The sequence below is a fragment of the Nocardia sp. NPDC024068 genome (assembly GCF_040638875.1).
Taxonomy (GTDB): Bacteria; Actinomycetota; Actinomycetes; order Mycobacteriales; family Mycobacteriaceae; genus Nocardia.
The window spans coordinates 114,531-140,314 of sequence record NZ_JBEZYU010000007.1 but is presented as its reverse complement, the minus strand read 5'-3'; the positions used below and the strand labels follow the sequence as shown (position 1 = coordinate 140,314).

Below are 25,784 nucleotides of genomic sequence, written 5' to 3'. Positions count from 1 at the left end.
CACGGTCATCGATCGTCGCCGGTATCGACGCTGCCGAGCGCGGCGGAGAGTTCGGTGAGCGCGGCGACGATCTCGGCCAGCCGCCGCTGCCCGAGTTGCGCGGTGAGCCGGGCGGCGAATTCCGCGTGCCGCGGGCCGATCCGGGCCACGGCCGCATGCCCCGCGTCGGTGACCGCCACCAGTTTGGCGCGCCGATGTGCCGGGTTCGGCCGGTATTCGGCGAGCCCCCGCTCCACCAGCAGATCCGCGATGCGCTGGACACTCTGCCGGGTGACGCCCATATCCCGGGCTATACCGGCCACCGGCAGGGGTTCCCGCAGGACCGCACCCAGGACCTGCCACCAGGCGGCGGTGAGACCCGCGGGTGCGGCCAGCTCCTCGGCGAGGGCGAGGAACTGGCCGTTGAGCCGGAACGAGGTGATGGCGGCGCTGCTGAACAGTCGCTGTTCGGGATTCTCCATCGTGTGGGGCCGGGCTCAGGCCGTGGCCTGCCGGGCTTCGTACTCCGCCAGCGCGGCGTAGCCGGCCGGGTCGCCGTGCGCGAAGAGCCGGTACCAGCCGTCGAGCACCTGCGGTTCGTAGAGATCCAGGGCGGCGAAGACTTCTCGGGCGAATTCGAACGGCGCCGTCGAATTGGCGGTGATCACCGCCCGGTCGGTGACCGCGGGTTCGTCGATGTACCGCGCGCCGCCCGCATAGCCGCTGGCCGCGAGATATTCGGCGATATTGCTGGTGTGTCCGCGGTCGTCGAGCAGACCCGCCCGGGCGAGGCCGAAGGTCGCGCCGCAGATGGCGGCGACCGGTACGCCGGCGGCGGCGAACTCCCGGGCCTTGCCGGCGAAGGCGTCCAGATCACCCCGGTCCCAGCCGTCGGCGCCGGGCAGGATGAGCATCGCGCTGTCGGCGGGCGACAGATCGGCGAGGGCGAGGTCGGGCAGGATCCGCATGCCGCCCATCGTGGTGACCGGTTCGGTATCCGGGCCGACGGTGCGGGTGCGGTATGTGCCGGGGTCTCGATGCCAGTTGCCGTTGTTGATATGGGCGATCGCGGCGCCGACCTCCCAGTCCGCGAGGGTGTCGTAGACGGCGATGTGAACGATCTTCGATTCCATGACAACATCCTGTCAGTTTGACAGTATGTTGTCAATAAGCCCGGTGCTGGTTCAGGAGCCCGGTGTTCCGCCGATCACTCCGTCCCGTTCGAAGGTCGCGATCTCCCCGGGTGTGTAGCCGAGTTCGGTCAGGACGGCGGCGTTGTCCTGGCCCAGCAGCGGGGCATGGGTCCGGTGATAGCGCGCCGGACCCGCCGAGTACCGGGCCGCGACCGTGCTGTGCCGCGCGGTCGGGTTGACCGGGTGCGCAACGGGTTCGAAGAAACCCCGGTGCGCGAGCTGGGGGATCTCGGTCTGCCGATGCGGTTGCCGGACCTCGGCCACCGGAATACCCGCTTCCCACAGCAGGGCGACGATCTCGGCGGCCGGCCGGTCGGCACACCACGCGGCGAGGTGACCGTCGATTTCGTCGTGACGGTCCCGCCGTCCGGCCGCCGTCTCCAGCCCGGGGTCGGTCGCCCAGGCGGGCCGGCCCAGGACCTCGGTCAGCGCGTGCCACTGGTTATCGGTGCCGACGGCGAGGGCGATCCAGTTGTCGGGCCGGTCGAACTCGTCGACCCCGGCCGCGCGGTACAGGTTCTGCGGGGCGGCGTGCGGTCCCCGGTTACCGTCCCGCTCGAGCTGGTTGCCGTACGCCGAATATTCGATGACCTGTTCGGCGGTGATATTCAGCGCCGCGTCGACCATGGCCGCCTCGACGAGCATCCCCTCGCCGGTGCGCCGCCGGTGCTCCAGGGCGAGCAGCAGCGCGACCAGCGCGTGCACCCCGGCATTGGGGTCGCCCAGGCTGTAGGGCTCGACCGGGTTCTGGTCGGGATAGCCGGTGCGCCAGGTGAGTCCGGACGCGTCCTCGATCACATAGGCGAACGCCGGATTGTCCCGCCAGGGGCCGTCGAGACCGAATCCCGGCATCCGCACCATGATCGCGTCGGGCCGCAGTGCGCGCACGGTGTCGTAGTCGAGGCCGATCTGCTCGATCACCCGCGGGGTGTAGTTCTCCACGATCACATCGCACGCGGTCACGAGCCCGCGCAGGATCTCCCGGCCCGCCTCGGTGCGGAAGTCGACGCTGATACCGCGCTTGTTGGTGTTGAGACCGGAGAAGATTCCGGACTTCTCCCACCACTGCTCCTCGTCGATCGGCACCCCCGCGATGAGCCGCGTGCCGTCGGGACGCTGCGCGGATTCCACATGGATCACTTCGGCGCCCTGCAACGCCAGGAAATGGGTGCAGGACGGACCGGCCCAGAAGGTGGTCATATCGAGTACGCGCAGGCCCTCGAACGGCAGCGGATTCGCCACTTCGGGGCGAGCCGGGCCGGCGTGCCGTGCGACGGAGTCGCGGCGCGCCGTTGCGCCGGGCGCCGTGGTCCGATAGTGATCGGTGTGCTCGCCCAGACGCGGCGCGGGTTCGGGACCACGCAGCACCGGCGGCGTGGTCCGGAACGGCGGACCGGGCTGGACGAAACCGTCGCGCGGGTTCACCGTGAAGAAATCGCGGGCCCGGTGCTGATCCAGTTCGGTGACGTTCGCGCCACCGGCCACCGGACTGTTGGGGATCCGGAAAGCCGTGGCCAGCTCCCGGATCTCGTCGACCTTGTGGGCGGCGAACCAGGCCGCGATCTCGGCGGCTTTCTCGTTGGTGCGTTCGGTGATGGCCGGGGTCGGATCCTCATCGATCCATTCCGGATGTCCGACCATCACGCACAGGTCGAACCATTGCTGGGCGGTACCGCAGCCGACCGCGATGAGCCCGTCGGCGGCCGTCGCGACCCCCGGGCGGCTCAACCGGCGCTGCGTCCGGAACGGCCGGTTCACGGTGTCGTAGAACGAGACCGGATAGTACGAGAGGCCGAGGATCTGGGTTTCCAGCATGGAGAGATCGACGAGTTCACCGGTCCCCGTGCGCAGTGCCCGCTGCCGGGCGGTGAGAGCGGCCGCGGCCGCGTGCGCACCGGCGAACCATTCGCCGACGTCACCGCCGATATGCACCGGCGCGCGCTCCGGCGCGCCGCGGCCCAATCCGACGATCCCGCCCGACCAGGCCTGCAGCGTGAATTCGGTGGCCGGCCGCCCGGCCCACGGTCCCTCCAGGCCGAAGGGCGTGATCGTGGTGACCACCAGGTGCGGCTGACGTGCGCGCAGCGCCGCCGGGGCGAATCGCGGGTCCTCGGCCGGTGCCGATCCGGGCGACCAGACCACGGCGTCCGCACCGGCCAGCAGACCTTCGAGCAGATCCCGGCCGTCGTCGGTGCCGGTATCGAGCGCGACACTGTGCTTCGCGGCGGCCAGGAACTGGAACAGCGCGCCGTCCGTGCCGGGTGCCGGCGCCGCGCCGGAGGCGGAACGCCGGCGTAGCGGGTTACCGTCCGGTGGTTCGGCCGCGATCACCCGCGCGCCGGCGTCGGCCAGGAGTTTCGTGCAGTAGGCGCCCGCGACCCCGCTCGACAGATCGACCACGACGTAGCCGGTCAGCGGTGAACTCGCGCGGAAACCGTCGCGGCCCGCGCCCCGATTCGCTGTCATAACACTCTCGATTCCTCTGCGAGAACCGGCCGGGGCCCACCCGGGCGGTGCACGGTGTCCGGTCGTCCGGACAGGGGATCGGCGGGACGCCGGAGCGTCCCGCCGAGGGGTCCGTCCGCCGCACCGCGATCGGCGCGGCGCCGGTTACTCCGGTTTCCGGCGGCCGGATTTGCTGAGCCGGAACTCGGGCGGGAACCGGCTGTCGTTGTCCTTGACCGAGTTGTTGAGCCCGCCGTCGAAGGCGTTGTCCAGCATCAGATCGTTGTCGTCGGCATGGATATGGCCGCCCATCGATTCGAAGAAACCGCTGAGCAGGCTGCCCATATATTCGCCCTGCTGCTGTTTCATGATCTCGAAGAACACCTTCTGCATGAACACCGTGTCCGTGGGCCGGTTACGGGCGCACGCGAGGGCGTACTTGTCGGTTTCGGCCTCCAGGTCCGCCCGCGCGACGACGCTGTTGAGGAAATTGCATTCGGCCATCTCCGCCGCCGAGAACGCCCGGCCGGTGAACACCATCTCCTGGAATTTGCGCAGGCCCATGGTCTGCGCCCAGGTCCACATGCGCGGCCCCCAGCCGTAGTAGCGGAACGAGGGGTGGCCGAACAGCGCGTCGTCGGAGGAGATCACCAGATCGGCGTCGGCGGCCTGGTAGAAGTGCCAGCCGTAGCAGTAGCCCTTCACCTCGACGATGCTGATCTTCTTGAATTCCTGCAGGCTGCGGCAGCCGGCCTGCGCATTGGCGTACCACTGGCTGATGGAGGCGCCGTGCCGGAACGACTCCTTGGGCGGATACCGCACCTCGTCCGGGCCGATCTTGTATTCACTGAGCCGCGGCCCCTGATCGGGGTCGTTCTGCACGGCCATGAACTCGCCCAGATCGGCGCCGGACCCGAAATCGTCACCGGCCCCGCGGATCACCAGCACCTTGACATCGTCGTCGATACTCGCCCGGTGGATCAGATCGCCGTACCGCAGGCGCGCGGCCATGGTCGGCGCGTTGAGCTGATCGGGCCGGTCGAAGGTGATGGTCGCGATGCGGGTCGCGGGATCCTTCGAATAGCGGATGATCTCCTCGGCGCTCGGTTGTGCGGGACCGGGGGCCTCCGAAGCTGCTTCACCGTCGGTGGGGGTGCCGTTCGCGGAGGTGGTCATCGTGGCTCCCAGTGCGGGCTCGAGGTCAGGATATGCGGGCCGTCCTCGCCGATGAGTACGGCATCGCGCCCGAAGACGGCACCCACTCCCTCGGCCCAGACGTAACCGGTCAGCGCGAGCACCAGGCCGGGTTCGAGGATCTCGGATTCCGCGGTGCGGCGCAGCGCCGGCGCGACCACCGGCGGGTCGAAACCCATTCCGAGGCCGCGGGCCACCGGCATGACCGGCAGCGGCTCACCGGCGGTTTGGTACGCGTCGAGCAGTCCGGCCGCGGGCGCACCCGGGCGGCATGCCCCGATAAGGCCGTCCCACAACCGGTTCCAGCGCTCGTAGAGGCGTTCCGTCGCCGGTGTCACCGTGCCGACCGGCCAGGTGCGTCCCACCTCGCCGATATACCCGTCGGCGAGCACACCGGAGGAGAAGGCGACCAGATCACCCTCCTGGACCCGCCGGTCCGCGGTCGCCCGCCGCCACGGATGATCACGGGCGGTCACCCAGGCCGCGTCCTGCGTCGCCGGTGTGCTCACACCGCCGGCGGCGCAGGCTTCCAGCAGCACCCCGGCCAGACCCTGTTCGGTGACCCCGGGCGCGAGTTCGGCCAGCCCGGCCGCCAGCCCCTGCTCGGCGACTCGCAGGCCGGCGCGCATCGTCGCGATCTCGTCCGCGGTCTTGATCCGCCGGGCCGCCCGGAAGGCGAGTTCGCCGTCGACGATCTCGGCATTCGGGAACGCGGTCGGCAGCAGTTCGGCGAACCCGGGCGACAGTGCGTCGGTACCGACCCGCCGGGCCTCGGCCGCACCGTCCAGCTCGCGCAGCACCGCGACGAGATTGCGGGGATCCCACAGGGTCTCGAAGAGGTTGTCGTGCGGGATGTCCTCGGGAATGCCCTCGTCCCAGGTGCTGTGCAGGTGGACCGCTCCGGTCTTCCGCACGATCAGCGCCACCGGGCCGAACGGCCGCGTTCCCGCCACCCACAGCTGGGGCGCGCCGGACAGGTAGCGCGCATTGGCCTGCCGTCCGGCGATCAGGATATCGAGGTCGTGGGCTTGCATCTGTGCCAGCACGCGCTCGCGGCGTCCCACCCGCAGCGCGCGATCGTCCGGCAGGATTTCAGTCGCCATAGGGCGCGTACGTGTAGTCGGTGAGAGGCATGAAGCCTCCTTCGGTAACCACCACGATCTCCTCACTGCGGTAGCCGCCGGTGCCGTCCTCCCACACCACGGGTTCGAGGACCAGCACCATGCCGGGTCGGAGCACGAAGTTCTCGTCGAATTCCGCGCCGAGGTCGGTACCGATCATCGGCACCTCCGCGGCGCTCACGCCGATACCGTGCGAAATATAGAAATGCGGCAGCCAGGGGCGGCTTCCGCCGGCGGCCGCGGTGGCCGCGGCGCCGAGCTGGGCCGCGGTGGCACCCGGACGGATCTGCGCGAACACCGCTTCCAGGATCTCCCGCCATTTGCGGTACTGGGACTGCTGACGCGGGGTCGGATCCTGCCCGACTATCCAGGTACGGCCGAAGTCGGAGCAATAGCCGTTGTAGGTGATGGAGACATCGGTCCACAGCACATCACCGGCCTCGAGTTCCCGCTCGGTGGTGAGCAGCGGCAGCGCGAGGTCACCGTGTTTGGTCCATACTCCGTCGGCCTTCGTCTCCGGCATCACCTGCCAGATGGCGTCCAGCATGGTGGCGGTGGCGCCGAGCTCGAACGCGCGCCGGACGAATCGCGCGGATAGATCGATCTGTCGCTGACCGGGCGCCAGCGACGTATGGATATCGACGATCGCCTCCTCGGTGATCCGGCAGGCTTTGCGGATACAGGAGAGTTCGTCGGGGGTTTTGATGAGTTTGGCCGGTCCGATGACCGTGGCCGCGTCCACCGGTTTCCCGCCCGGGAACAGCCGGTCGCGGGCCCGCAGCATGGCCCCGGTGTACTCGTCCACCGCGAAGGTGGAGCCGGCGGGTACCAGATCGGCGAGGACGCGCGCGAAATCCGCTACGCCCTCGTCGAATTCGAGGTACACCGGCGGATGCAGATGGTCCTCGGGAAGCTCGGACTCCGCCGCCGCCCCGGCCCGGAAGGGCAGGAACAGATGCGGCCATTCGTCGTCCACGGTGACCACGGCGACCGGGCGTTCGACATGGGCCAGGCCGGCGTCGCCGAGTGGCCAATTCGCCCCGGTCGCGTAGACGACATTGTTGTTCAGCAGCAGTATCGCGGCGTCCACGCCGCGTTCGGCCATGGCCGAACGCAGGCGGGCCCCGGTCTCCCGGCGCATCCGTGTGCGGTCCGGCAGGTCGGGTATCTCGATCGCCGCGGCGGTCGCGGCGGAGAATGCGGTCATCGAATATGGTCCTTCTCGCACTCGGCGCTCGGCCTATACACCCAGGAATTCCTTGATATTTCCGCTCACCACGCGGGCGGCGGCGTCCGCGCCGAGCACGTCGACGACCGACGCCAGCGATTTCTCGGAGTAGCCGAAGGTGCTCTCGTTGTGCGGGTAGTCCGATGACCACATCACCCGGTCGACGCCGATATGGTCGATGATCGCCAGCCCCAGCGGGTCGACCATGAACGAGGCCCGCATATGGTTCTCCCAGTAGTGGCGCACGTCGTGTTCCAGCGGGCGGTTGTACATATGCCGGTACGACGCGTGCAGATGCTCGGCGTCCTGCAGTGCCGAGGCGACCCAGTTGATCCCGCCCTCGAACCAGCCGACCTGCAGGCCGGGGTGCCGGTCCAGGATGCCGCTGAACACGTACTTGGAGAACAGTTCCCGGAACGGCGCCACATTGTGCATCATTCCGACCACGACGCTGTTCACCTCACACGGCGCGGACAGCGGCGATTCACCGATATGGTGCGATACCGGCACACCGGATTCCTCGATGGCGTCCCAGACCCCGGCCATCGCGGTGCTGCCGTAGTCGATGACGTTGCCGTCGTCGTCCTTGCCGGCCGACAGCGGCAGCAGGAAGGTCTTCAGCCCCAGCGATTTCAGCTCGGACAGGGTCCGGCGGGCGCCGTCGGCGTCCCACCAGTTGATCAGCCCGACCCCGTACATCGTGCCGCCGGAGCGTTCCTGCACTTCGGCGATGTATTCGTTGTAGATGCGGAAGCAGCGTTCGCGGACCGCCTTGTCCGGGTAGAACAGCAGGGCCAGCAGCGAATTGGGGAACGCCAGCTCCTTGTCGATGCCGTCGGCGCGCAGATCCGCCAGCCGGGCGTCGAGGTTGGTGCTGCCGGATCCCTCCAGTGGGTCGTACTGCATCAGTACGCGGCTGAAATCCCCCGGCAGGAACGACTTTCCCTTCCGGCCGATCTGGTAGGCGCCCTCCTCGTACCAGACCCGCGGCGCCTTGTCCCGCAGTTCCTCGGGGAAGCGCTCGAAGAAGATGTCGTCCGCGAGCGAGATGTGGTTGTCGGCCGAGAAGACCTCGGTGCCGGCGGGAAGCCCGAGGGTGCCCTCGGCCCGGCCCCGGCGGTCCTTCGGCGGACCGAACCCCTGCGGGGGGTACAGCGGAGCACTACTGGGCGAAGTCGGCATCGTGACCCTCCAATGGATCGTGTGATTCGCGAATTTGCCGTCGGCGGCCGTATTCGCCGCCCGCGCGCCGTCACGGGGGTTATAGCAATCCGGTATGACCAGCTACGAGCTGGGTCGCCGGGATGAACGGCCGGGTCGCGGGCGGTGCGCCGCCAAGCTGAAAACGACATTATCACAATCGGAGAGTGGCGTTCTACAAGATGCGCAGGATTTCCTGGTTGTACTGCGGGTGAATGAGCGAGAATGCTATTTTCATGAGGGTTCCGCCGGGGGCGCCGAAACTGTTCGGCGGCGCGGATTCGACCCGGGTGCTGCCCGCGGCCGTGAGGTGAAGGCCCATTGCGCGGGCAACTTCTCTGTAACCCTTGTCACAGGATCGAAACCAACCTACTGTGTGTTCACTAGGTTTGTCAGATCGGGGTTCGGACCATGACAGCTCCTCGTCCATATGCCTCTCTCCTCGCGAAGGGGGAGGACCGCAGGCAGCGCATCCTGGCGGTCGCGCAGCGGCTCCTCACCCGTAACGGCTGGCGTGGCACCACGCTGGCGCAGATCGCCGGCGAAGCCGGGGTCACCTCGGCGGGATTACTGCACCATTTCTCCTCGAAAGAGCAGCTGCTGCACGCCGTCCTGGATGCCCGTGACGCCGGGGATCTGGAAGACGCGGATATCAGCGGTGATCTCATCGTCGAGATCCGCAAGGTCGTCACCCGTATGGAGCGCCACCCCGAGCTGGTCGGCACCTTCGTCGTACTCCTGGTCGAGAACCTGATGCCCGAGGCGCCGCTGCACGACCGCATGCTCGATCGCTGGCGTACCGCGGTCGAACTCGTCACCCAGGCGATCCGCCGGGGCCAGGAAACCGGCCGATACCGCACAGATTTGGACCCGCGCACCCGCGCGGTGGAGATCGTCGCCTTTCTGAACGGAATGGAGATCTCATGGCTGCTCGATCGTTCGATCCCGCTGGCCGACGTATTCAACGGTTACACCCAGTCGCTGGCCCGCGACTTGGCGGCGAAGGAGAAGTGATGAGGTACCGGCTCGATGTAGTGGCGGCGACCGTGGCCGATGCGGTCCAGTTCGCGGGTGGTTGGTTGTTCGATCGATCCGTGGCCGGCTGGGATGTGACGGTGCTGCTCGCGCAGCCGTCCGATATCCGGCCGCTGAAAATTCTCGGCGCCGAGGTCCGTGAACTCGATACGGTGCTGGCCACCGAGGTGCCCGGGCGGTTGCCGCAGGCGCTGGCCGTGAACGCCGATGTCTGTAGCAGGGACCGCCGGGCTCGCAAGGGTGTCCTGCGGGCCCTGGAGGACCGCGGTATCGAGGTCGTGGTCTGGGGCGACGGGTGGCCCGCCGGTCAGGATCACGGTGTGGACCCGGTCCTGCACCGGCTGAGCTACGCCGCGCGCGCGTTCAAGGCGCAGGCCATGGTCGCCGCCGGTCTGTCGCCCACCGCGGTCACGCCGAGTGAGATCTTCCGCAGCGGGGCAACCGAATACGCGCCGGTGTGCGCGGACCTCGTACCCGCCGTGTAGTTCCGGGGTTCGCGGAGGGTCGTCCGCGGCGAGCGCGGCCGGCCCTCGTGGTGCCGGTGGTCCGGCGGTCCCGCTTCTGGCTGACCCGGACAGTTGCCGGTACGGGGGTCGTCCGCGGGTGGGCCGGGGTCGGTCGGCGGTGTTTCGCCGGTATTATTCCGGGGTGCACGATGATTCGGACTGAATTGTCCGTAACCCGTTCGAGCCGTTTCGTACGCATTTGTGCGAATTCATTTCCCGGGCCCGGTGCAGGGCAAATTTGAAACATTGAATTTCACAATTCATCCGGATTGCCCGGATGGCTATTTTCCGTTCTCGCGGCTGGTCGTGGGGTGTACATTGCCTGGTCGTGAAGCTTTCTCGCGAGCTGTAGCCGCGGCCTGGCCGTTCTGCCTGGGGGTTTCTGAAAACTTGCCCGCAAGTATTGTGTTCTCCTCAAGCGGATGTCATCCTATTGGAAATTGAGAATGACATTTCCGTACCGAGATAGTGACAGCAGGCCGGCCCAGACGGCACAGCCACCGGACTCTTCCGCAGCCGTAGCCGGTACCGCTCGTCACGCCGCGGCCCGCCCCGGGCCGCCCCCGTCTCGGTGGGTTCGTGCCGCCGGCCCAGCCCATCGCGACGTCGATCGTTCGACAGGAGCACTCCGATGCCGATTTCCTGGTTGCCCGGGCGGATTCCCCGCCTGCCGGGGGACCGCCCGATCGATGCGGCAACCCCATCCGCCGCGATGAGGTTCGGATGACGACCCGCACCCCGTACTGGATACAGGTCAAGGACCGCTTCGCGGGCCCGCTCGAGACGATCGGCGGACTGTTCTCCATGACCGCCGACGCGGTGAAGTTCGCTTTCCGCAGGCCTTTTCAGACCCGGGAGTTCCTGGAGCAGTCCTGGTTCATCGTGCGTGTCTCGCTGGTTCCCACACTGCTGGTGGCGATTCCGTTCACCGTCCTGGTCAGCTTCACCCTGAACATCCTGCTGCGTGAGCTGGGCGCCGCCGACCTGTCCGGCGCGGGCGCCGCGTTCGGCGCGGTGACCCAGGTGGGCCCGATGGTGACGGTGCTGATCGTCGCCGGCTCCGGAGCCACGGCCATGTGCGCGGATCTCGGGTCGCGCACGATCCGCGAAGAGATCGCGGCCATGGAGGTCCTCGGGATCGATCCGGTGCAGCGGCTGGTCACCCCGCGCATGCTGGCGTCGGGCCTGGTGGCCGTCCTGCTGAACAGTCTCGTCTGCATCATCGGCGTGCTGGGCGGCTATGTGTTCTCGGTATACGTCCAGGACGTCAACCCGGGCGCCTTCGTCGCCGGAATCACGCTGCTCACCGGACTCAACGAGGTGATCATCTCGTCGGTGAAGGCGCTGCTGTTCGGATTCGTCGCCGGCATGGTCGCCTGCTACCGGGGACTGATCGTTACCGGCGGAGCCAAGGCGGTCGGCAACGCCGTCAACGAGACCGTCGTCTACGCCTTCATGGCGCTGTTCGCTATCAACGTGATGGTCACGGCCATCGGCATCCAGCTGACCACCGGTTGAGAGGAGGTATCCGATGACAGCCTCCGAGATTCTGGCCTCCCGGCATCCGCTGTTGATCCGCCGGTTGCGCAAACCCGTGGATGTGCTGGGACGGGTCGGTGACCATGCGATCTTCTATGTGAAGGCGCTGGCGTTCGCCCCGGTTGCGGCGTGGCGGTACAAACGGGAGACGATCCGGCTGATCGCGGAGATCAGTATGGGCTCGGGCACATTGGCGGCCTTCGGCGGCACCGTGGTGATCGTCAGTTTCCTCACCCTGGCCGCCGGTGGGACCCTGGCCGTGCAGGGCTACAGTTCGCTCGGCGACATCGGTATCGAAGCCCTCACCGGATTCTTGTCGGCGTTCATCAATGTCCGCATCTCGGCGCCGGTCATGGCAGGTATCGGGTTGGCGGCCACGTTCGGCGCCGGTGTCACCGCGCAGTTGGGTGCCATGCGCATCAACGAGGAAATCGACGCCTTGGAATCCATTGCGATAGAACCGATCGCCTACCTGGTCGGCACGCGGATCGTGGCCGGGATGATCGCGATCACCCCGCTGTACGCGATCGCGGTGATCGCCTCCTTCCTCGCCAGCCGGTTCACCACGGTCGTCATCCTGGGTCAGTCGCCGGGCCTGTACGACCATTACTTCGCGACATTCCTGAACCCGATAGACCTGCTGTGGTCGTTCCTGCAGGCGATCCTGATGGCGATCACCATCCTGCTCATCCATACCTACTTCGGGTTCTTCGCCGCGGGCGGGCCCTCCGGGGTGGGAACCGCGGTGGGCAACGCGGTCCGGACCTCGCTCATCGCGGTGGTGTCGGTGACGCTGCTGGTCTCGCTCGCGGTGTACGGGTCCAACGGAAACTTCGAGCTGTCGGGATAGGGATGGCAGTGGTGGGAAACGAAACTCAGCCGTGGGCGGGTGGCGCCCGGCCGCCGGGCGAACCGCGGACCCCCGCCGGGCCCGCGCCCCGGCGCTGGCGCGACCGGCTGCGGCCACTGGCCGGTGCCGCCCGCCCGGCGGCGGGGCTCGCGGCCGTGGCCGCCGGTACGGCAATCGTCGTGCTCGCGGTAACCCTTTTCCAGGGTGGCTTCTCCGATACCGTCGCAGTGACCGTGCACGCGCCGCGGGCCGGTCTGGTGATGTACCCCGACGCCGAGGTGAAACTCCGAGGGGTGACGGTGGGCGCGGTGGACTCCATCGTCGAACGCGCCGACGGCACCGCCGAGATCGAACTGGCCATCGACCGCGGCAATCTCACCCGGATACCGGGCGATGTCACCGTCGATATCGCGTCGACCACGGTGTTCGGCGCGAAATACATCCAGCTGACACCACCGGCGCAGGCCTCGTCGGGTCACCTCGAACCGGGCCAGGTGTTCGACGCCGAACATGTGACGGTCGAGATCAATACCGTCTTCGAACAGCTCACCCAGGTCCTCGCGCAGATCCAGCCGGAGAAGCTCAACGAGACCCTCGGCGCGCTGGCGTCGGCGATGCGCGGCCGCGGCGACCGGGTGGGCCAGATGATGGTCGACTTCGAGGCGTTCCTGGCGAAAGTGGAACCGGGACTGCCGGCGCTGCAGGCCGATCTCGCGATGGCACCGCAGGTGACGGGGGTCTACGCGGACGCGTCGCCGGCACTGCTCGATACCGTCGGCAACGCCACCCGGATCGGGCAGACGGTGGTGGAGGAGCAGCAGCAGCTCGATGTGATGCTGATGAGCCTGATCGGGCTGGCCGATACCGGCAACAAGGTGATCGGGGAGAACGGGCCCGGCCTGGTGAGCACCATGGATACCCTGGTTCCGACCACCGACCTCACCAACCGGTACCACACCGCGCTGACCTGTGCTCTGGACGGTCTGGGCTACCTGTCGTCGGTGACGCCGGTGCAGGTGCCCGGGATCGGGCTGTCGGCGAACTTCCTGTGGGGTGTCGAACCGTACCGCTACCCCGACCATCTGCCGAAGGTCGCGGCCAAGGGCGGGCCGCAGTGCTCGATGCTGCCGGTCGCCTATGAGGACTTCCCGCCGTTCGTGGTCACCGATGTCGGTGCCAATCCGCAGGCCGGGCCGTTCCGTTCCGGACTCACGCTGAACACGACCTCACTCGCTGAGGCGCTGTTCGGTCCGGCCGCCGCCGGGAAGGGAGCGCCCTGATGGACCAGCGGAATTCGCCACTGCTGAAATTCGGCATCTTCGCCGCGGTGATGGTGGTGCTCTCGGCCTGCCTGATCATCGTATTCGGGGAGTACCGCAGCGGGTCGACCACCGAGTATTCGGCCGTATTCGCCGATTCCTCGGATCTGCGCACCGGCGATACCGTGCGGGTGTCCGGGGTCGTGGTGGGATCGGTCCGCGGGGTCGAACTGCAGGACGACCACCGGGTGCGGGTGGATTTCGACGCCGACCGCTCGCTGGCGCTGACCACCGGAACCGAAGTCGCGGTGCGCTATCTCAATCTGGTCGGCGACCGCTACCTCGAACTCACCGACCGGCCCGGTAACCGGCTGGAAGCCGGCGGTGAGCTCCCGATCGAGAACACTGTGGGCGCGCTGGATCTGGACCTACTGCTCGGCGGGCTGAAACCGGTGATCCAGGGCCTCAACGCCCGGGACGTGAACGCGCTGACCTGGTCGCTGCTCGAGATCGTGCAGGGCAAGGAGGGCACGGTGAACTCCATCCTCGGGCGCACCGCGTCGTTCTCGGCGGCCCTGGCCGACAACAACGAGATCATCGAACAGCTGATCGACAACTTGAACACGGTGATGCAGACACTCGCCTCCGAAGGCGGCCAGTTCTCCGGCCTGGTGGATCGGCTGGAACAGCTCATCACCCAGCTCAGCAACGATCGGGATCCGATCGGGTCCGCGATCGACTCCCTCGAGGCCGGCACCGCCACGGTCGCCGATCTGCTCAGCCAGGGACGCCCGGCGCTGGCGGGCACGATCGACCAGGTCAACATCCTGGCGACCAATATCGACAACGACAAACAAACCCTGGACACCGCCCTGCAGAAGGCTCCGGAGAACTTCCGGAAACTGGTGCGCACCGGGGCCTACGGCAACTTCATCCAGTACTACCTGTGCGATTTGACGCTACGGGTCAACGACCTGTCCGGGCAGGTCGTGGAGATCCCGGCGGCCGTGCAGACCGACGGAAGGTGCGCTCCCTGAGATGTTCCGATATCGAGGAAGACATCTACTGCGGCACGGCCTGGTCGGCATCGTGCTCATGCTCTGTGTGATCTCGCTGGGACTGCAGTCCCAGCAGGTGATCGCCTGGGGCACCACCGTGCGCTATCAGGCGGTATTCGAGGAGGCCGGCGGGCTGGAGAAAGGGGACGAGGTGATCGTCTCCGGGGTGAAGGTCGGCACCGTCACCGATGTCTCGCTCGACCGCGGTGCGGCCCGGGTGCTGTTCACCGTCGGCGATTCCGTCTCGCTCGGTGCGGACAGCACCGCGCAGATCAAAACCGGTTCGCTGCTGGGCAAGCGGATCATGACGCTGGTCTCGCACGGTGCCGAGCGGTTGCGGCCGTTGCATACGATCCCGGTGGAGCGCACTTCCTCGCCGTATTCGCTCACCGACGCGCTGGGCGATCTCACCAACACCACCGGCGCGATGGATACCGATTCGCTGAACAATTCGCTGAATATGCTGTCCTCCACCCTCGATGCCATCGCGCCGCAGCTGGGCCCGGCTTTCGACGGGCTCTCCGAGGTGTCGAAATCCATCAACACCCGCAATACCGCGCTGCGCGATCTGCTGACCGCCTCCCGGGAGGTCACCGGCATCCTGGCCGAGCGCAGCGGTCAGCTCAACACCATGCTGCTCAATGCGAATACGCTGGTCGGAGTGCTCGACGAGCGCCGCCAGGCAATCGCCACGCTGCTGGCCAACACGGCGGCGGTGGCCGACCAGCTCACCCAGCTGGTCGCCGACAACGAGGCGGAACTGGGTCCGGCCCTGGACCGGCTGAACTCGGTGACAGAGATGTTGCAGAAGAACAAGGACAATATCGCCAAGGCGATCCCAGGTCTGGCCAAGGCTTCGCTGACCCAGGGCGAGGCGGTATCGGGCGGCCCGTTCTACAACGCCTACGTCGCCAACCTGATCCCTGCCCAATGGATCCGGCCGTTCGTCGACGCCGCGTTCGGCGGTTCTGTCCCGCAACCGCCCGCACCGCAACCGGGAGCGCCACGATGAACCGGACCGTGATCCTGAAAGCCGGGGCGGGTGTCCTGGCGATAGCGGTGCTGGTCGCCGCCTTCGTCGTGGTGAACCGGACCCTGCTCGGCCCCACCACGGTGCGCGCGATGTTCAGTACCGCGACCGCCATCTATCCCGGTGACGATGTCCGGGTATCCGGTGTGAAGGTCGGAACGGTGGCCGATATCGAGGCCCGGGGCACCGCGGTCGAGATGACCCTGCACGTCGACCGGGGCGTGGAGATCGCGGCCGACGCCGGGGCGGTGATCGTCGCGCAGAGCCTGGTCGACTCCCGGTACGTCCAGCTCACCCCCGCCTACAAGGGGGAGGGGCCGACGATGGCCGACGATACGGTGATCCCGCTGGAGCGTACGGCCGTGCCGGTGGAATGGGATCAGATCAAAACCCAGCTCACGCGCCTGGCCACCGAACTCGGCCCCGACGGTGATCAGTCCTCGGGTCCGGCCGGCCGGTTCATCGACAGTACTGCCGACGCCCTGGCCGGTAACGGCGACAAACTGCGGCAGATGCTCGCGCAACTGTCCGGTGTGGGCCGGATCCTGGCCGACGGCAGCGGTGATATCGGCGAGACGATCACCAATCTGCAGACCTTCGTCACCGCGCTCCGCGACAGCAATGTGCAGATCGTGCAGTTCCAGAACCGGCTCGCGACGCTGACCAGCGTGCTCTCGGACAGCCGCTCCGACCTCGACGCGGCGCTGAACAATCTGTCCATCGCGGTGGGCGAAGTGCAGCGGTTCGTCGCCGAGAACCGGGGCAAGGCCACCGAACAGGTCGGCCGGCTGGCCGATGTCACGCAGAACCTGGTCGACAACCGCGGCGAGCTCGAAGAACTGCTGCATATCTTCCCGACCAGCCTGGCCAACTTCTACAACATCTACAACCCCGATACCGGTACCGAGGCAGGGGTATTCGTGCTCAACAACTTCTCCAACCCGATCGAGTTCGTCTGCGGCGGTATCGCCAGCGTGGAGAACATCGGCGCGGAAGAGGCGGCCCGCAAATGCCGCGACTACCTCGGGCCCGTACTGGGACTGATGAACTTCAACTACCTCCCCGTGCCGGTGAATCCGGTTCTGGGACCCTCGGCGGCACCGGAGAAGGTCATCTACAGCGAACCCCAGCTGATTCCGCAGGGCGTGGATCCGGCGGCGCCTCCGCCGCCACCGGCGCCCACGCTCGCGGACATCCTGTTCCCCGGTGGGCGGTGATCATATGAGCGATCCGTGTAACCGGCGCAGATTCCGCGCAGCGGTGTTCGGCGCCGCGTGCGTGGTGTTCGCCGGCGCCGGTTGTTCCTGGGACGGCGTGAATTCGCTGCCGTTGCCCGGGGTCACCGGCCGCGGGCCCGACGCCACCACGCTGTATGTGGACATGGACGATGTCGGCACCCTCACCCCGAATTCACCGGTGCTGATCGACGATGTGGTGGTCGGCAGTATCGGGGATATCCGGGTGGAGAATTGGCACGCGGTGGTGGAGGTGTCCATCCAGCCCGGACAGGTGGTCCCGGCCAACGCGCAGGCCCGGGTCGGGCAGACCAGCCTGCTGGGGTCGATGCATCTGGCCCTGAATCCGCCACCCGGGCAGGAGCCCGAAGGCCGGCTCGAACCCGGTGCGCGGATCGGGTTGCAGGAGACCGCGACCTACCCCTCCACCGAACAGACCCTGGCGTCGCTGTCGGTCGTGGTGAACGGCGGAGGTCTGGGGCAGATCGGCGATATCGTCGGCAGTCTCAGCGCGGCGTTCGAGGGCCGGGAGACCAATATCCGCTCGCTGCTGGACCGCCTCGACGTATTTCTCGGCGCGCTCGACGGGCAGCGCGCCGATATCGTCGCCACCATCGACAACCTCAACCGCCTGGGCGGCACCTTCGCCGGGCAGCGCGACCGGCTCACCGAGGCGTTGCAGAAGATCCCGCCGGCGCTGGACGTACTGATCGCCGAACGGCCCGATCTGGTCACCGCACTGGACCGGTTGCGCACCTTCAGCGATACCACCAACACTGTGCTGACCGCGGTACACGACGATCTGCTCACCAACCTGCGCAATCTGGAACCCACGCTGAAGGCGCTGGCCGATGTGGGTCCGGATATCAACTCCGCCATCCAGTTCGCCACGGTGTTCCCCTACGGGCAGTACCTCGTGGACAACGGTGTGCGCGGCGATTTCATCAACCTGTTCGCGACCGTGGACCTCACGATCCCGCGGCTGCGCCGCGAACTGCTGCTGGGTACCCCGTGGGGTGATCCGACCGCGGTGATCCAGGCGGCCGTCGGTGATCCGGGATACGCGGAGCAGACCAAGAACCCGCTCGGTTTCGGGATCACCCCGCCCCCGGTGGCAGCTCCCGCCCCGGCGCCCGCGGAGGCTCCGGCACCCCCACCGCCACCCGCACCGGCGCCGGTGCCGGTGCCGGGCCTGCCGTTCCCGTTGCCGCAGATCCAGCTTCCCCAGTTACCCCTGCCCCCCGGGATTGGAGGCGGCTGATGCTGCTGTCCCGCTTCGTCCGTGCCCAGCTGGTCATCTTCAGCGTCCTGTCGGTGATCGGCCTGGTCGTGATGTCGGTGGTCTACATGAAATTGCCGACCCTGGTCGGGGTCGGCGATATGGGCGTCACCGTGGAACTGCCCGAGGCCGGTGGTCTCTACCGGTTCGGCAATGTGACCTATCGCGGGATCCGGGTCGGCAAGGTCACCGGGGTCGAACTCACCCAGGACGGTGTCCGCGCCCGGCTGGCGATCGACTCGTCGCATCGGATCCCCGCCGATCTGACCGCCGAGGTGCGCAGTGTGTCGGCCGTCGGTGAGCAGTACGTGGATCTGCTCCCACGGACCGATTCGCCGCCGTACCTCTACGACGGTGCCACCATCGAGCGGGTGGACACCTCGGTACCCCAGCCCGTGGGCCCGATGCTGGACAAACTCAGCGCGCTCGTGGACACGATCCCCAAGGATGATCTGCGCCGGCTGCTGGACGAGATGTTCACCGGCGTCAACGGCGCCGGCCCCGACCTCGACTCGTTGCTGACCTCGGCCGAAACACTGACCGCGGAGATGAACGGGGTCGGCGACGCCACCCGCACCCTGGTGCAGGACGCGCAGCCGCTGCTGGATTCCCAGGTGCAGTCGGCCGACGCGATCCGCATCTGGACTCGTGCCACGGCAGATGTCACCGGTCAGCTGGTGGCCAACGATCCGCAGATCCGGCAGGTGCTGCACTCCGGTCCGGCTATGGCCGACGAGGTCGCCGGACTGCTCGACGGTCTGCATCTCACCCTGCCGGTGCTGCTGTCGAACCTCACCTCGGTCGGCCAGCTGGCGGTGACCTACAACGCGAGCCTGGAACAGCTGCTGGTGCTGTTGCCGCCGGTGGTTTCGCTGGTCCAGGCGGTCCAGCCGACCAAGAACGCCTCCGGGCTGGGTCTCGGTGACTTCCGGATCAGCGGTGTCTCGGATCCGCCCGCCTGCACGGTCGGCTTCCTGCCGCCCTCGGAATGGCGGTCCCCGCAGGACACCACGACCATCGACACACCCGACAATCTGTACTGCAAGTTGCCGCAGGACAACTCGGTGGCGGTACGCGGGGCCCGCAACATCCCGTGTGCCAACGATCCGTCCAAACGTGCCCCCACGGCAGCCCTCTGCAACAGCGATCAGCAGTATGTGCCGGTGGCCCCGGAACAGCCGGTGGTCGGCCCCTACCCGCGCGACCCCGAGCTCGAGGGGCAGGGTATTCCGCCGGATTCGCGGTTCTCGCCGCCGCCGGGTAACGCCCCGGCCGCGGACACCTCGGGCGGTGGCGCGGCGGCGCCGGCGGTGGCCTACGCCCAGTACGACCCGAATACCGGTGAGTACCTGGCTCCGGACGGGCAGCTCTACCGGCAAACCGATCTGGTGTCGCAGGGACACGGGAGCTGGGAGGAGATGCTGCCGCGCTGAAGCGGGCCCGAACATGAAAGGGCGGGAGCGGGTTTACCCGCTCCCGCCCTTCGCGATTCGATGTGGCACCGGGCCCGGGAAGCCGGCGCCGGCCGATGGGTACGAACCCCGGCAATCAGCTCCGCGGCAGCCCGAGTACGCGCTGGGCGATGATATTGCGCTGGATTTCCGAGGTGCCGCCGGCGATGGTGCCGGAGAAACTGCGCATATACCGCTCGAACCAGCTGGGTGCGTGATCCTCGAGGTTCAGCAGGCTGTGCCGGGAGGTGACCCCCGGATGGTTCAGTCCTTCCGGTCCGGCGGCGTCGAGCGCGGCCTCCAGGCCCCGCTGAACCCCCTCCGAACCCAGCAGTTTGAGCACCGACAGCGAGGCCACATCGGTTTCGCCCCGGGCCTCCTTCGCCAGTGCCGTCGACCCCAGCAGTTCGAGTGCCTGCAGGTCCATCACCGCCGTGGCGTAGCGGTCGGCATCGAGGGCGGTGCGGGGTTCGAAATCCTGCACCAGCATGCGCAGACGCTGCGCGAAACTCATCCACAGCAGGGTGCGCTCGTGCCCGAGGGAGCCGGTCGCCACCGTCCAGCCCTTGTCCAGCTCACCGACCAGGTTCTCCACCGGGACCCGGGCCTCTTCGAAGAAGACCTCGTTGAAATCGAGATCGTCGGCCGCGCAGGCGGAGGCGAACGGGCGGCGCCGCACGCCGGGAGTGTCGGTGGGGATCAGCAGGACCGAGATGCCCTTGTGCTTGGGCGCGTCGGGATCGGTGCGGACGAAGGTGAGGATGACATCGGAATCGTGCGCGCCCGAGGTCCACACCTTCTGGCCGGTGACCACGAAGTGGTCGCCGTCGCGGACCGCGCGGGTGCGCAGGCCGGCCAGGTCGGAGCCCGCGCCGGGTTCGCTCATGCCCAGTGCCGCGGGCATCTCGCCGCGCAGAATCGGCACGGCCCACCGCTGCTGCTGTTCGGGGGTGCCGAAGGTGATGAGGGAGGCGGCGATGATGCCCTGCCCCTGAGGGTTGCAGCTCTCGTAGATACCGCGCGCGCCCAGTTCCTCCCGGTGTACGTACTGCTGCAAGACGGTGGCGTTGCGGCCACCGAACTCCGGTGGGTACCCCGGGACCAGCCAGCCGTGATCGAACTGCAGGCTCTGCCATTCCCGCGCCCAGCCGGGCATATGCGAGCTGGACCCCGGCCGTTCGACCGCCACCGCCTCGGGTGGGAGGTGCTCGTCGAGGAACGTGATGAACTCGGCGCGGAATCGTTCCACGTCCTCGTCGAAAGTCAGCTGCACGATGTACCTCCCTTTGGCCAAATATGAGAATATCATTCTCTCATAGGGATATTCTAGTTTCCGTAGGCGGTGCGACCGGCCTGACCGGTATATCGGTCCCCGGCGGGCGTCGCGTGCCTGTGACGAGGTGTTGTGCCGGCGCGGCCGGTGATGGGAGGTACGGCGATGCGAAGTACCGGCAGTGGGCTGACCCTGCAGCAGCGGATCGACGCTCGTTCGGTCCGCACCACCAAGCTGTTCGGCAGCACGCAGGTGCAGCGTTTCCTGGATGCGGCGCGGACACTGATCACCGAGCGCGGCAGCACCGATTTCACCATGCACGAGGTGGTCGACCGGGCGGGGCAGTCGTTGCGCAGCTTCTATCTGCTCTTCGACGGTAAGCACGAATTGCTGCTCGCGCTGTACGAGGAAGCGATCGCCAAGGTGGCCCATCAGGTGCGCGAGGCCACCGCCAACGACGGCGATCCACTGGCCAGGCTGCGCACGGCGGTGGAGCTGACCTTCGAGTTCTGCCGTCCCGATCCCGGCGCGCACCGGCCCCTGTTCACCGAATTCGCACCCCAGTTGCTGATGTCGGATCCGATCGAGATCCAGGTCGCGCACGCGTCGTTGTTCGAACTGCTCGTCGATCTCATGGGTGACGCCGAGGCGGCGGGATACCTCCGGGCGCGTACCCGGCCCCGGCGGCTGGCAGCCATGACGCTGCAGACGGTGATGTTCGTGGCGCAGAACGCCCGTCCGGACGAACCGCATCCGATCACCGCGACCGAGGTCTGGAATCTCTGCGCTTTCGGGGCGTTGGGCGCCGCGGACGGAGTTGCGGGAAGCCGCCGGTGAGGGGCCTGAAAGGGACCGTATGGTCTGTCGAATCGGGGTCGCGGGCCAGCGGATATGTTATTCTCGTTTTTCGAGAATTCCGATATCACACCCGGTCGGGCGCTGGTTCGCGGCGCTCGGCATGCAGGAAGTAGTCGCATGAGTATTTCGCTACTGCTGGATATGGCGGCATCGAACGAACCGGACCGCGTGGCCATCGTATCCGGCGAATCGCGCTGGACCGGTGCCGAACTGGACGCCCTGGCGCACGGCGGTGGGGGCGCACTCGCGGGCTCCGGGGCGCGCAGCGTCGCCTATGTGGGCACCGGCGGCGCGCTCCTGCCGCTGCTGATCTTCGCCTCGGCGCGGGCCGGAGTGCCGTTCACACCGTTGAACTACCGGCTCAGCGGCGACAAACTCGCCGAACTCATCGGGCGCCTGGACGCGCCGCTGGTGATCCACGACGACGCCTACGGCACCGCGGTCGCGGGGACCGCCGACCGGCTGTGGACCTCCGCGGATTTCCTGGACCGCGCCCGGACCTCGGATCCGGCCGGTGCCGATCCGGACCCGGACGGGCCCGCGGTGGTCCTGTTCACCTCCGGCACCACTTCGCAGCCGAAAGCGGTCGAACTCTCCCACAACAATCTGGTCAGCTACATCACCGGAACCGTGGAATTCGCTTCCGCCGCGGACGACGACGTCTCGCTCATCTGTGTGCCGCCCTACCACGTCGCCGGGGTCAGCGCGGCCCTGTCGAACCTCTACGCCGGGCGCAAGATGGTGTATCTGCGCAATTTCGATCCGCAGGAATGGATCCGGCTGATCGATACCGAACGGGTGACCACGGCGACGGTCGTCCCGACCATGCTCGACCGGATCGTCACCGGGTTGAAGGCCGCCGACTCACGGCTGCCCACGCTGCGCACCCTGGCCTACGGCGGTTCGAAAGTGGCGCTGCCGCTGGTGCGCACCGCGCTCGAACTGCTGCCCGAGGTGGGATTCGTGAACGCCTACGGGCTCACCGAGACCAGCTCCACCATCGCGGTACTCGGTCCCGACGACCATCGCACGGCGCTGGCCTCCGACGACGACGCGGTCGTGCGGCGGCTCGGTTCGGTGGGGCAGCCGGTACCCGGTATCGAGGTGCAGATCCGTGACGAGGGCGGCGCGGCGGTACCCGCCGGCGTCGCCGGTGAACTCTTCGTCCGCGGGCCGCAGGTATCGGGCCGCTACACGGGCATCGGTTCGGTGCTCGACGCCGAGGGCTGGTTCCCGACCAAGGATCTCGCGGTGCTCGACGACGAGGGCTACCTGTTCATCCACGGTCGCAGCGACGACACCATCATCCGCGGTGGTGAGAACATCGCCCCTGCCGAGATCGAGGACTACCTGGTCGAACACGCGGCCGTGCACGATGTCGCGGTCGTCGGCGTGGAGGACCCCGGATGGGGGCAGATAATCGTCGCCGTCGTGGTGCCCGCCGAACCCGGGCAGACCCCCGACCCCGAGGAGTTGCGCGCCTATGTCCGGTCCGGCCTGCGGGGTTCGCGGACTCCGGACCGGATCGTCTTCCGCGCGGAACTTCCCGCCACCCCCACCGGAAAGATTCTGCGCCGAGAACTCGTCGCCGAACTGACCCGCGAAACCGCCGGCGCGTAGCCGCGCAGCCCGAAAGGAACAACGCTCATGGTCAAGACAGGTACCCGGCTACGGAGTCAGGTCTGCGATACCCAGGTCATCATCGTCCGGGCCGCCGACAGCCTCGACGATCTGCGGGCGGGCGGAGTCCCGATGGTGCCGCTCGAGGGCGGCGCCGCGGCGGTGGAAGGCGGCCCGCAGGAGGGCTTCGCGGACGGGAATCTGATCGGTAAGCGCTATGTCGACGATTCCGGTGCGGAGGTTCTCGTGACCAAGGCCGGAGCCGGCACGTTGAGTGTCGGCGGCACCCCGTTGTCCATCAAGGAAGCCAAGCCGCTGCCCGCTAGCGACTAGAACGAGTGATCGAGGTGGGATAGATGCCCCAGACCACCAGCGACCCGCTGAACCTGGCGGTCGAGGAGGCCGACGCGGAAGCCGCGGCGGCGGAGGCCGAGGCGCTCGCCGCCCAGGCCTCCGCGGCCGCGGCCCGCGCCCGCGCCAAGGCCGCGCGATTGCGCCGGGAAGCCGGAGGTGAGGACCCCGGATCCGGTGCGGGGGAGCCGGAGGAGGTGGCCGCGGAGGTATCCGCGGTCGGGGACGATCCGGAGACCACAGGGCGGGCCGCTGCCGGGACGCGGCCCGACGAGGTGGAACCGGAAGCGTCGGCCGAACCCGCCGGGGAACCCGAATCCGATGCGGTGGACGCCGAATCGGACTCGGCCGCGAAGGCCGACCTGGTGAAGGCCGCCGATCCGGCGCCGGACGAGGCGGCGGGCAAGGTCCGGGGTAGAACCGGGCGGCTCGTGCGCAAGGTGCAGGTTCCCGCGCTGCGGCGTCCGGGGCGTCGCGCGCTCGGCCGGGCCGTGGCGGTGCTGGTCATCGTGGTCTCCCTGGTGGCCGGCGGCTTCTCGCTGTGGAACCACCAGCAGATCGGCGCGGCACAGGCACGCGAGGACGAGTACCTCAACGCCGCCCGCGAAGGTGTCGTCGCGCTGACCACTCTCGACGCGGCCCGCGCCGCCGACGATGTGAAACGGGTCCTGGACCATTCCACCGGGGCGTTCCGCACCGATTTCCAGACGCGCTCGGAGGATTTCACCAAGGTCGTCCAGCAGTCCCAGGTGGCGACCAAAGGTGAAATCACCGCGTCCGCGGTCGAATCCATGACCGACGAGTCGGCGGTGGTGCTGGTCTCGGCGGTCTCCCGGGTCACGAATACGGCCGGGGCGCAGCAGGAGCCGCGGGTCTGGCGGCTCAGTGTCACCGTCACCCGCGAGGGCTCGGAGTTGAAGATGTCGAAAGTGGAGTTCGTACCGTGAGAATCCCCAGCCCGCTCCGTACCCTGCCGCGTTCGCCGGAAACGGTGCTGCTGACCGTGCTGGCCGTGGTCGCGGTGATCACGGCGACCTCGCTGCTGATCTTCCAGTACCGTCCGGATTCCGGGGGCGACGCCGCGAAGAACGACGTCCTCTCGGCCGCCACCGAGGGCACCGTCGCGCTGCTGTCGTATTCGCCGGATTCCCTGGACCAGGATTTCGCGGCCGCGAAATCCAAGATGACCGGCGACTTCCTGAACTACTACACCCAGTTCACCGAAAAGGTCATCGCGCCCGCCGCCAAGGACAAATCGGTCAAAACCGAGGCCACCATCGTGCGTTCGGCGGTGGCCGAACTCCACGACGACTCGGCGGTGGCACTGCTGTTCATCAACCAGAGCACCACCAGCGCCGAGAAACCGGAACCGGCGCTGGCCGCGAGCAGTGTGCGGGTGACCCTGTCGAAGGTAGAGGACTCATGGCTGATCTCGTCGTTCGATCCCGTCTGACGAACGGTGGCGCGGCACCGGCGCCGAACCCGTCGGTGGCGCGGCGGGAGGCGCCGGTGGTGACCACTGTGTACCCGGTGCTCGACCACTTTTCGATCTGCCCACGGTGCGGATACCCGGCAGAGGCGTCGGCGACCGTTCGGACGTATGCCGATGGCGGCACTACTCGCGAGACCTATATCAGTTGCGGAATGCCCTGCGGCTGGACCGAGCTCAGGTAGCAGGTAACCAACCCCGCATCAGGATCCTCGCGGAATACGGTCCACCGGATCTCGAGTGTGACGGGCGCTGCGGGATGGAGCGACTCTGTGAGCAGGTGGCGCTCGACCGATTCGGCATGGTTGGGTAATGGGCCGCGTCGGTGCCTCGGGCAGAATAACCACCAGCTCCCGGCCCTCGGCATGGCATGGATACCCGACAACGCACCTGCCGGGTCCCAGGCCATTGTCGTTGTTTTCCGCGCGATTACTACTTCCGCCGCCAATTGCATCGGCTGCGAACTGGCGACTGTGTGCGCATCAACCGGTTCGAGGCGGCAAATACGGCCTCCATCAGCGGGATTCGGCACGGCTGCACCGCCGAGGATAGACCCACCAGTAGAGGCGAAGCGGTCAGGTCGGCGCAACT

23 protein-coding genes are annotated in these 25,784 nt (G+C 67.7%); 15 read left to right on the top strand and 8 right to left on the bottom strand.

Annotation, left to right across the window (positions count from 1 at the left end):
- Positions 1–5 precede the first annotated feature (5 nt).
- The 7 genes from AB0F41_RS10205 to AB0F41_RS10175 form a co-directional block, all read right to left on the bottom strand.
- On the bottom strand, positions 6–461 hold the full coding sequence (locus AB0F41_RS10205) for a MarR family winged helix-turn-helix transcriptional regulator (RefSeq protein WP_357422456.1): 456 nt from the start codon (positions 459–461) through the stop codon (positions 6–8).
- 15 nt (positions 462–476) lie between these two features.
- A complete protein-coding gene (locus AB0F41_RS10200; protein WP_357422455.1) occupies positions 477–1,112 on the bottom strand; it encodes a type 1 glutamine amidotransferase family protein in 636 nt (211 codons plus the stop codon).
- 51 nt (positions 1,113–1,163) lie between these two features.
- A complete protein-coding gene (locus AB0F41_RS10195; RefSeq protein ID WP_357422454.1) occupies positions 1,164–3,638 on the bottom strand; it encodes a CoA transferase in 2,475 nt (824 codons plus the stop codon).
- A 144-nt stretch (positions 3,639–3,782) separates the two neighbouring features.
- Positions 3,783–4,793: an enoyl-CoA hydratase/isomerase family protein gene (locus AB0F41_RS10190; protein WP_357422453.1), complete on the bottom strand. Its 1,011-nt coding sequence runs from the start codon at positions 4,791–4,793 to the stop codon at positions 3,783–3,785.
- A complete protein-coding gene (locus AB0F41_RS10185) occupies positions 4,790–5,914 on the bottom strand; it encodes a M24 family metallopeptidase (protein WP_357422452.1) in 1,125 nt (374 codons plus the stop codon). Before AB0F41_RS10185 ends, AB0F41_RS10190 begins: the two co-directional genes overlap by 4 nt.
- On the bottom strand, positions 5,904–7,139 hold the full coding sequence (locus AB0F41_RS10180; protein ID WP_357422451.1) for a Xaa-Pro peptidase family protein: 1,236 nt from the start codon (positions 7,137–7,139) through the stop codon (positions 5,904–5,906). Before AB0F41_RS10180 ends, AB0F41_RS10185 begins: the two co-directional genes overlap by 11 nt.
- Positions 7,140–7,172: 33 nt before the next feature.
- Positions 7,173–8,342 (bottom strand): amidohydrolase family protein, encoded by a 1,170-nt coding sequence (locus tag AB0F41_RS10175; protein ID WP_357422450.1) that lies wholly within the window; start codon positions 8,340–8,342, stop codon positions 7,173–7,175.
- Positions 8,343–8,771: 429 nt separating this feature from the next.
- Here AB0F41_RS10175 and AB0F41_RS10170 point away from each other — a divergent pair, with 429 nt between their 5' ends.
- The 10 genes from AB0F41_RS10170 to AB0F41_RS10125 all read left to right on the top strand — a co-directional run bounded on the left by AB0F41_RS10170 (position 8,772) and on the right by AB0F41_RS10125 (position 19,584).
- Entirely contained in the window at positions 8,772–9,374 is a 603-nt protein-coding gene (locus AB0F41_RS10170; protein WP_357422449.1) for a TetR family transcriptional regulator, read from the top strand.
- Positions 9,374–9,880 (top strand): hypothetical protein, encoded by a 507-nt coding sequence (locus AB0F41_RS10165; protein ID WP_357422448.1) that lies wholly within the window; start codon positions 9,374–9,376, stop codon positions 9,878–9,880. Before AB0F41_RS10170 ends, AB0F41_RS10165 begins: the two co-directional genes overlap by 1 nt.
- A 744-nt stretch (positions 9,881–10,624) precedes the next feature.
- The gene (locus AB0F41_RS10160; protein WP_357422447.1) at positions 10,625–11,419 is read left to right on the top strand and encodes an ABC transporter permease; all 795 of its coding nucleotides are present in this window, start codon (positions 10,625–10,627) and stop codon (positions 11,417–11,419) included.
- Between the two features lie 13 nt (positions 11,420–11,432).
- Positions 11,433–12,290 (top strand): ABC transporter permease, encoded by an 858-nt coding sequence (locus AB0F41_RS10155; protein WP_357422446.1) that lies wholly within the window; start codon positions 11,433–11,435, stop codon positions 12,288–12,290.
- 11 nt (positions 12,291–12,301) lie between these two features.
- The gene (locus AB0F41_RS10150) at positions 12,302–13,570 is read left to right on the top strand and encodes an MCE family protein (protein ID WP_357422445.1); all 1,269 of its coding nucleotides are present in this window, start codon (positions 12,302–12,304) and stop codon (positions 13,568–13,570) included.
- Positions 13,570–14,586: an MCE family protein gene (locus AB0F41_RS10145; RefSeq protein WP_357422444.1), complete on the top strand. Its 1,017-nt coding sequence runs from the start codon at positions 13,570–13,572 to the stop codon at positions 14,584–14,586. The genes AB0F41_RS10150 and AB0F41_RS10145 overlap by 1 nt, the downstream gene beginning before the upstream one ends.
- Position 14,587: 1 nt before the next feature.
- Complete coding sequence (locus tag AB0F41_RS10140) at positions 14,588–15,619, top strand: MCE family protein (protein WP_357422443.1); 1,032 nt, start codon at positions 14,588–14,590, stop codon at positions 15,617–15,619.
- Positions 15,616–16,854, top strand: a complete 1,239-nt coding sequence (locus AB0F41_RS10135) for an MCE family protein (protein ID WP_357422442.1) — start codon at positions 15,616–15,618, stop codon at positions 16,852–16,854. Before AB0F41_RS10140 ends, AB0F41_RS10135 begins: the two co-directional genes overlap by 4 nt.
- Positions 16,855–16,858: 4 nt before the next feature.
- Positions 16,859–18,133 carry an MCE family protein gene (locus AB0F41_RS10130; RefSeq protein ID WP_357422441.1) on the top strand — a complete coding sequence of 425 codons (1,275 nt, stop codon included), beginning with the start codon at positions 16,859–16,861 and terminating at the stop codon, positions 18,131–18,133.
- A 2-nt stretch (positions 18,134–18,135) separates the two neighbouring features.
- On the top strand, positions 18,136–19,584 hold the full coding sequence (locus AB0F41_RS10125; protein WP_357422503.1) for an MlaD family protein: 1,449 nt from the start codon (positions 18,136–18,138) through the stop codon (positions 19,582–19,584).
- A 115-nt stretch (positions 19,585–19,699) separates the two neighbouring features.
- On the opposite strand, the gene AB0F41_RS10120 is transcribed toward AB0F41_RS10125, so the two are convergent.
- Positions 19,700–20,875 carry an acyl-CoA dehydrogenase family protein gene (locus AB0F41_RS10120; RefSeq protein ID WP_357422440.1) on the bottom strand — a complete coding sequence of 392 codons (1,176 nt, stop codon included), beginning with the start codon at positions 20,873–20,875 and terminating at the stop codon, positions 19,700–19,702.
- Between the two features lie 165 nt (positions 20,876–21,040).
- On the opposite strand from AB0F41_RS10120, the gene AB0F41_RS10115 reads away from it, so the two are divergent.
- The 5 genes from AB0F41_RS10115 (at position 21,041) to AB0F41_RS10095 (ending at position 25,157) form a co-directional block, all read left to right on the top strand.
- Complete coding sequence (locus AB0F41_RS10115) at positions 21,041–21,712, top strand: TetR/AcrR family transcriptional regulator (RefSeq protein WP_357422439.1); 672 nt, start codon at positions 21,041–21,043, stop codon at positions 21,710–21,712.
- Positions 21,713–21,850: 138 nt separating this feature from the next.
- Positions 21,851–23,353, top strand: a complete 1,503-nt coding sequence (locus tag AB0F41_RS10110; protein ID WP_357422438.1) for a fatty acid--CoA ligase family protein — start codon at positions 21,851–21,853, stop codon at positions 23,351–23,353.
- Between the two features lie 27 nt (positions 23,354–23,380).
- Complete coding sequence (locus AB0F41_RS10105; RefSeq protein WP_357422437.1) at positions 23,381–23,686, top strand: hypothetical protein; 306 nt, start codon at positions 23,381–23,383, stop codon at positions 23,684–23,686.
- 23 nt (positions 23,687–23,709) lie between these two features.
- On the top strand, positions 23,710–24,651 hold the full coding sequence (locus tag AB0F41_RS10100) for a hypothetical protein (RefSeq protein WP_357422436.1): 942 nt from the start codon (positions 23,710–23,712) through the stop codon (positions 24,649–24,651).
- Entirely contained in the window at positions 24,648–25,157 is a 510-nt protein-coding gene (locus AB0F41_RS10095) for a twin-arginine translocation pathway signal (protein ID WP_357422435.1), read from the top strand. The genes AB0F41_RS10100 and AB0F41_RS10095 overlap by 4 nt, the downstream gene beginning before the upstream one ends.
- Positions 25,158–25,784 lie beyond the last annotated feature (627 nt).

Coding starts and splice junctions, on each gene's coding strand:
- AB0F41_RS10115 (WP_357422439.1), top strand. CDS start 21,041: ATGCGAAGTACCGGCAGTGGGCTGACCCTGCAGCAGCGGATCGACGCT.
- AB0F41_RS10195 (WP_357422454.1), bottom strand. CDS start 3,638: ATGACAGCGAATCGGGGCGCGGGCCGCGACGGTTTCCGCGCGAGTTCA.
- AB0F41_RS10170 (WP_357422449.1), top strand. CDS start 8,772: ATGACAGCTCCTCGTCCATATGCCTCTCTCCTCGCGAAGGGGGAGGAC.
- AB0F41_RS10205 (WP_357422456.1), bottom strand. CDS start 461: ATGGAGAATCCCGAACAGCGACTGTTCAGCAGCGCCGCCATCACCTCG.
- AB0F41_RS10100 (WP_357422436.1), top strand. CDS start 23,710: ATGCCCCAGACCACCAGCGACCCGCTGAACCTGGCGGTCGAGGAGGCC.
- AB0F41_RS10135 (WP_357422442.1), top strand. CDS start 15,616: ATGAACCGGACCGTGATCCTGAAAGCCGGGGCGGGTGTCCTGGCGATA.
- AB0F41_RS10140 (WP_357422443.1), top strand. CDS start 14,588: ATGTTCCGATATCGAGGAAGACATCTACTGCGGCACGGCCTGGTCGGC.
- AB0F41_RS10110 (WP_357422438.1), top strand. CDS start 21,851: ATGAGTATTTCGCTACTGCTGGATATGGCGGCATCGAACGAACCGGAC.
- AB0F41_RS10155 (WP_357422446.1), top strand. CDS start 11,433: ATGACAGCCTCCGAGATTCTGGCCTCCCGGCATCCGCTGTTGATCCGC.
- AB0F41_RS10185 (WP_357422452.1), bottom strand. CDS start 5,914: ATGGCGACTGAAATCCTGCCGGACGATCGCGCGCTGCGGGTGGGACGC.
- AB0F41_RS10145 (WP_357422444.1), top strand. CDS start 13,570: ATGGACCAGCGGAATTCGCCACTGCTGAAATTCGGCATCTTCGCCGCG.
- AB0F41_RS10175 (WP_357422450.1), bottom strand. CDS start 8,342: ATGCCGACTTCGCCCAGTAGTGCTCCGCTGTACCCCCCGCAGGGGTTC.
- AB0F41_RS10200 (WP_357422455.1), bottom strand. CDS start 1,112: ATGGAATCGAAGATCGTTCACATCGCCGTCTACGACACCCTCGCGGAC.
- AB0F41_RS10105 (WP_357422437.1), top strand. CDS start 23,381: ATGGTCAAGACAGGTACCCGGCTACGGAGTCAGGTCTGCGATACCCAG.
- AB0F41_RS10190 (WP_357422453.1), bottom strand. CDS start 4,793: ATGACCACCTCCGCGAACGGCACCCCCACCGACGGTGAAGCAGCTTCG.
- AB0F41_RS10130 (WP_357422441.1), top strand. CDS start 16,859: ATGAGCGATCCGTGTAACCGGCGCAGATTCCGCGCAGCGGTGTTCGGC.
- AB0F41_RS10160 (WP_357422447.1), top strand. CDS start 10,625: ATGACGACCCGCACCCCGTACTGGATACAGGTCAAGGACCGCTTCGCG.
- AB0F41_RS10165 (WP_357422448.1), top strand. CDS start 9,374: ATGAGGTACCGGCTCGATGTAGTGGCGGCGACCGTGGCCGATGCGGTC.
- AB0F41_RS10180 (WP_357422451.1), bottom strand. CDS start 7,139: ATGACCGCATTCTCCGCCGCGACCGCCGCGGCGATCGAGATACCCGAC.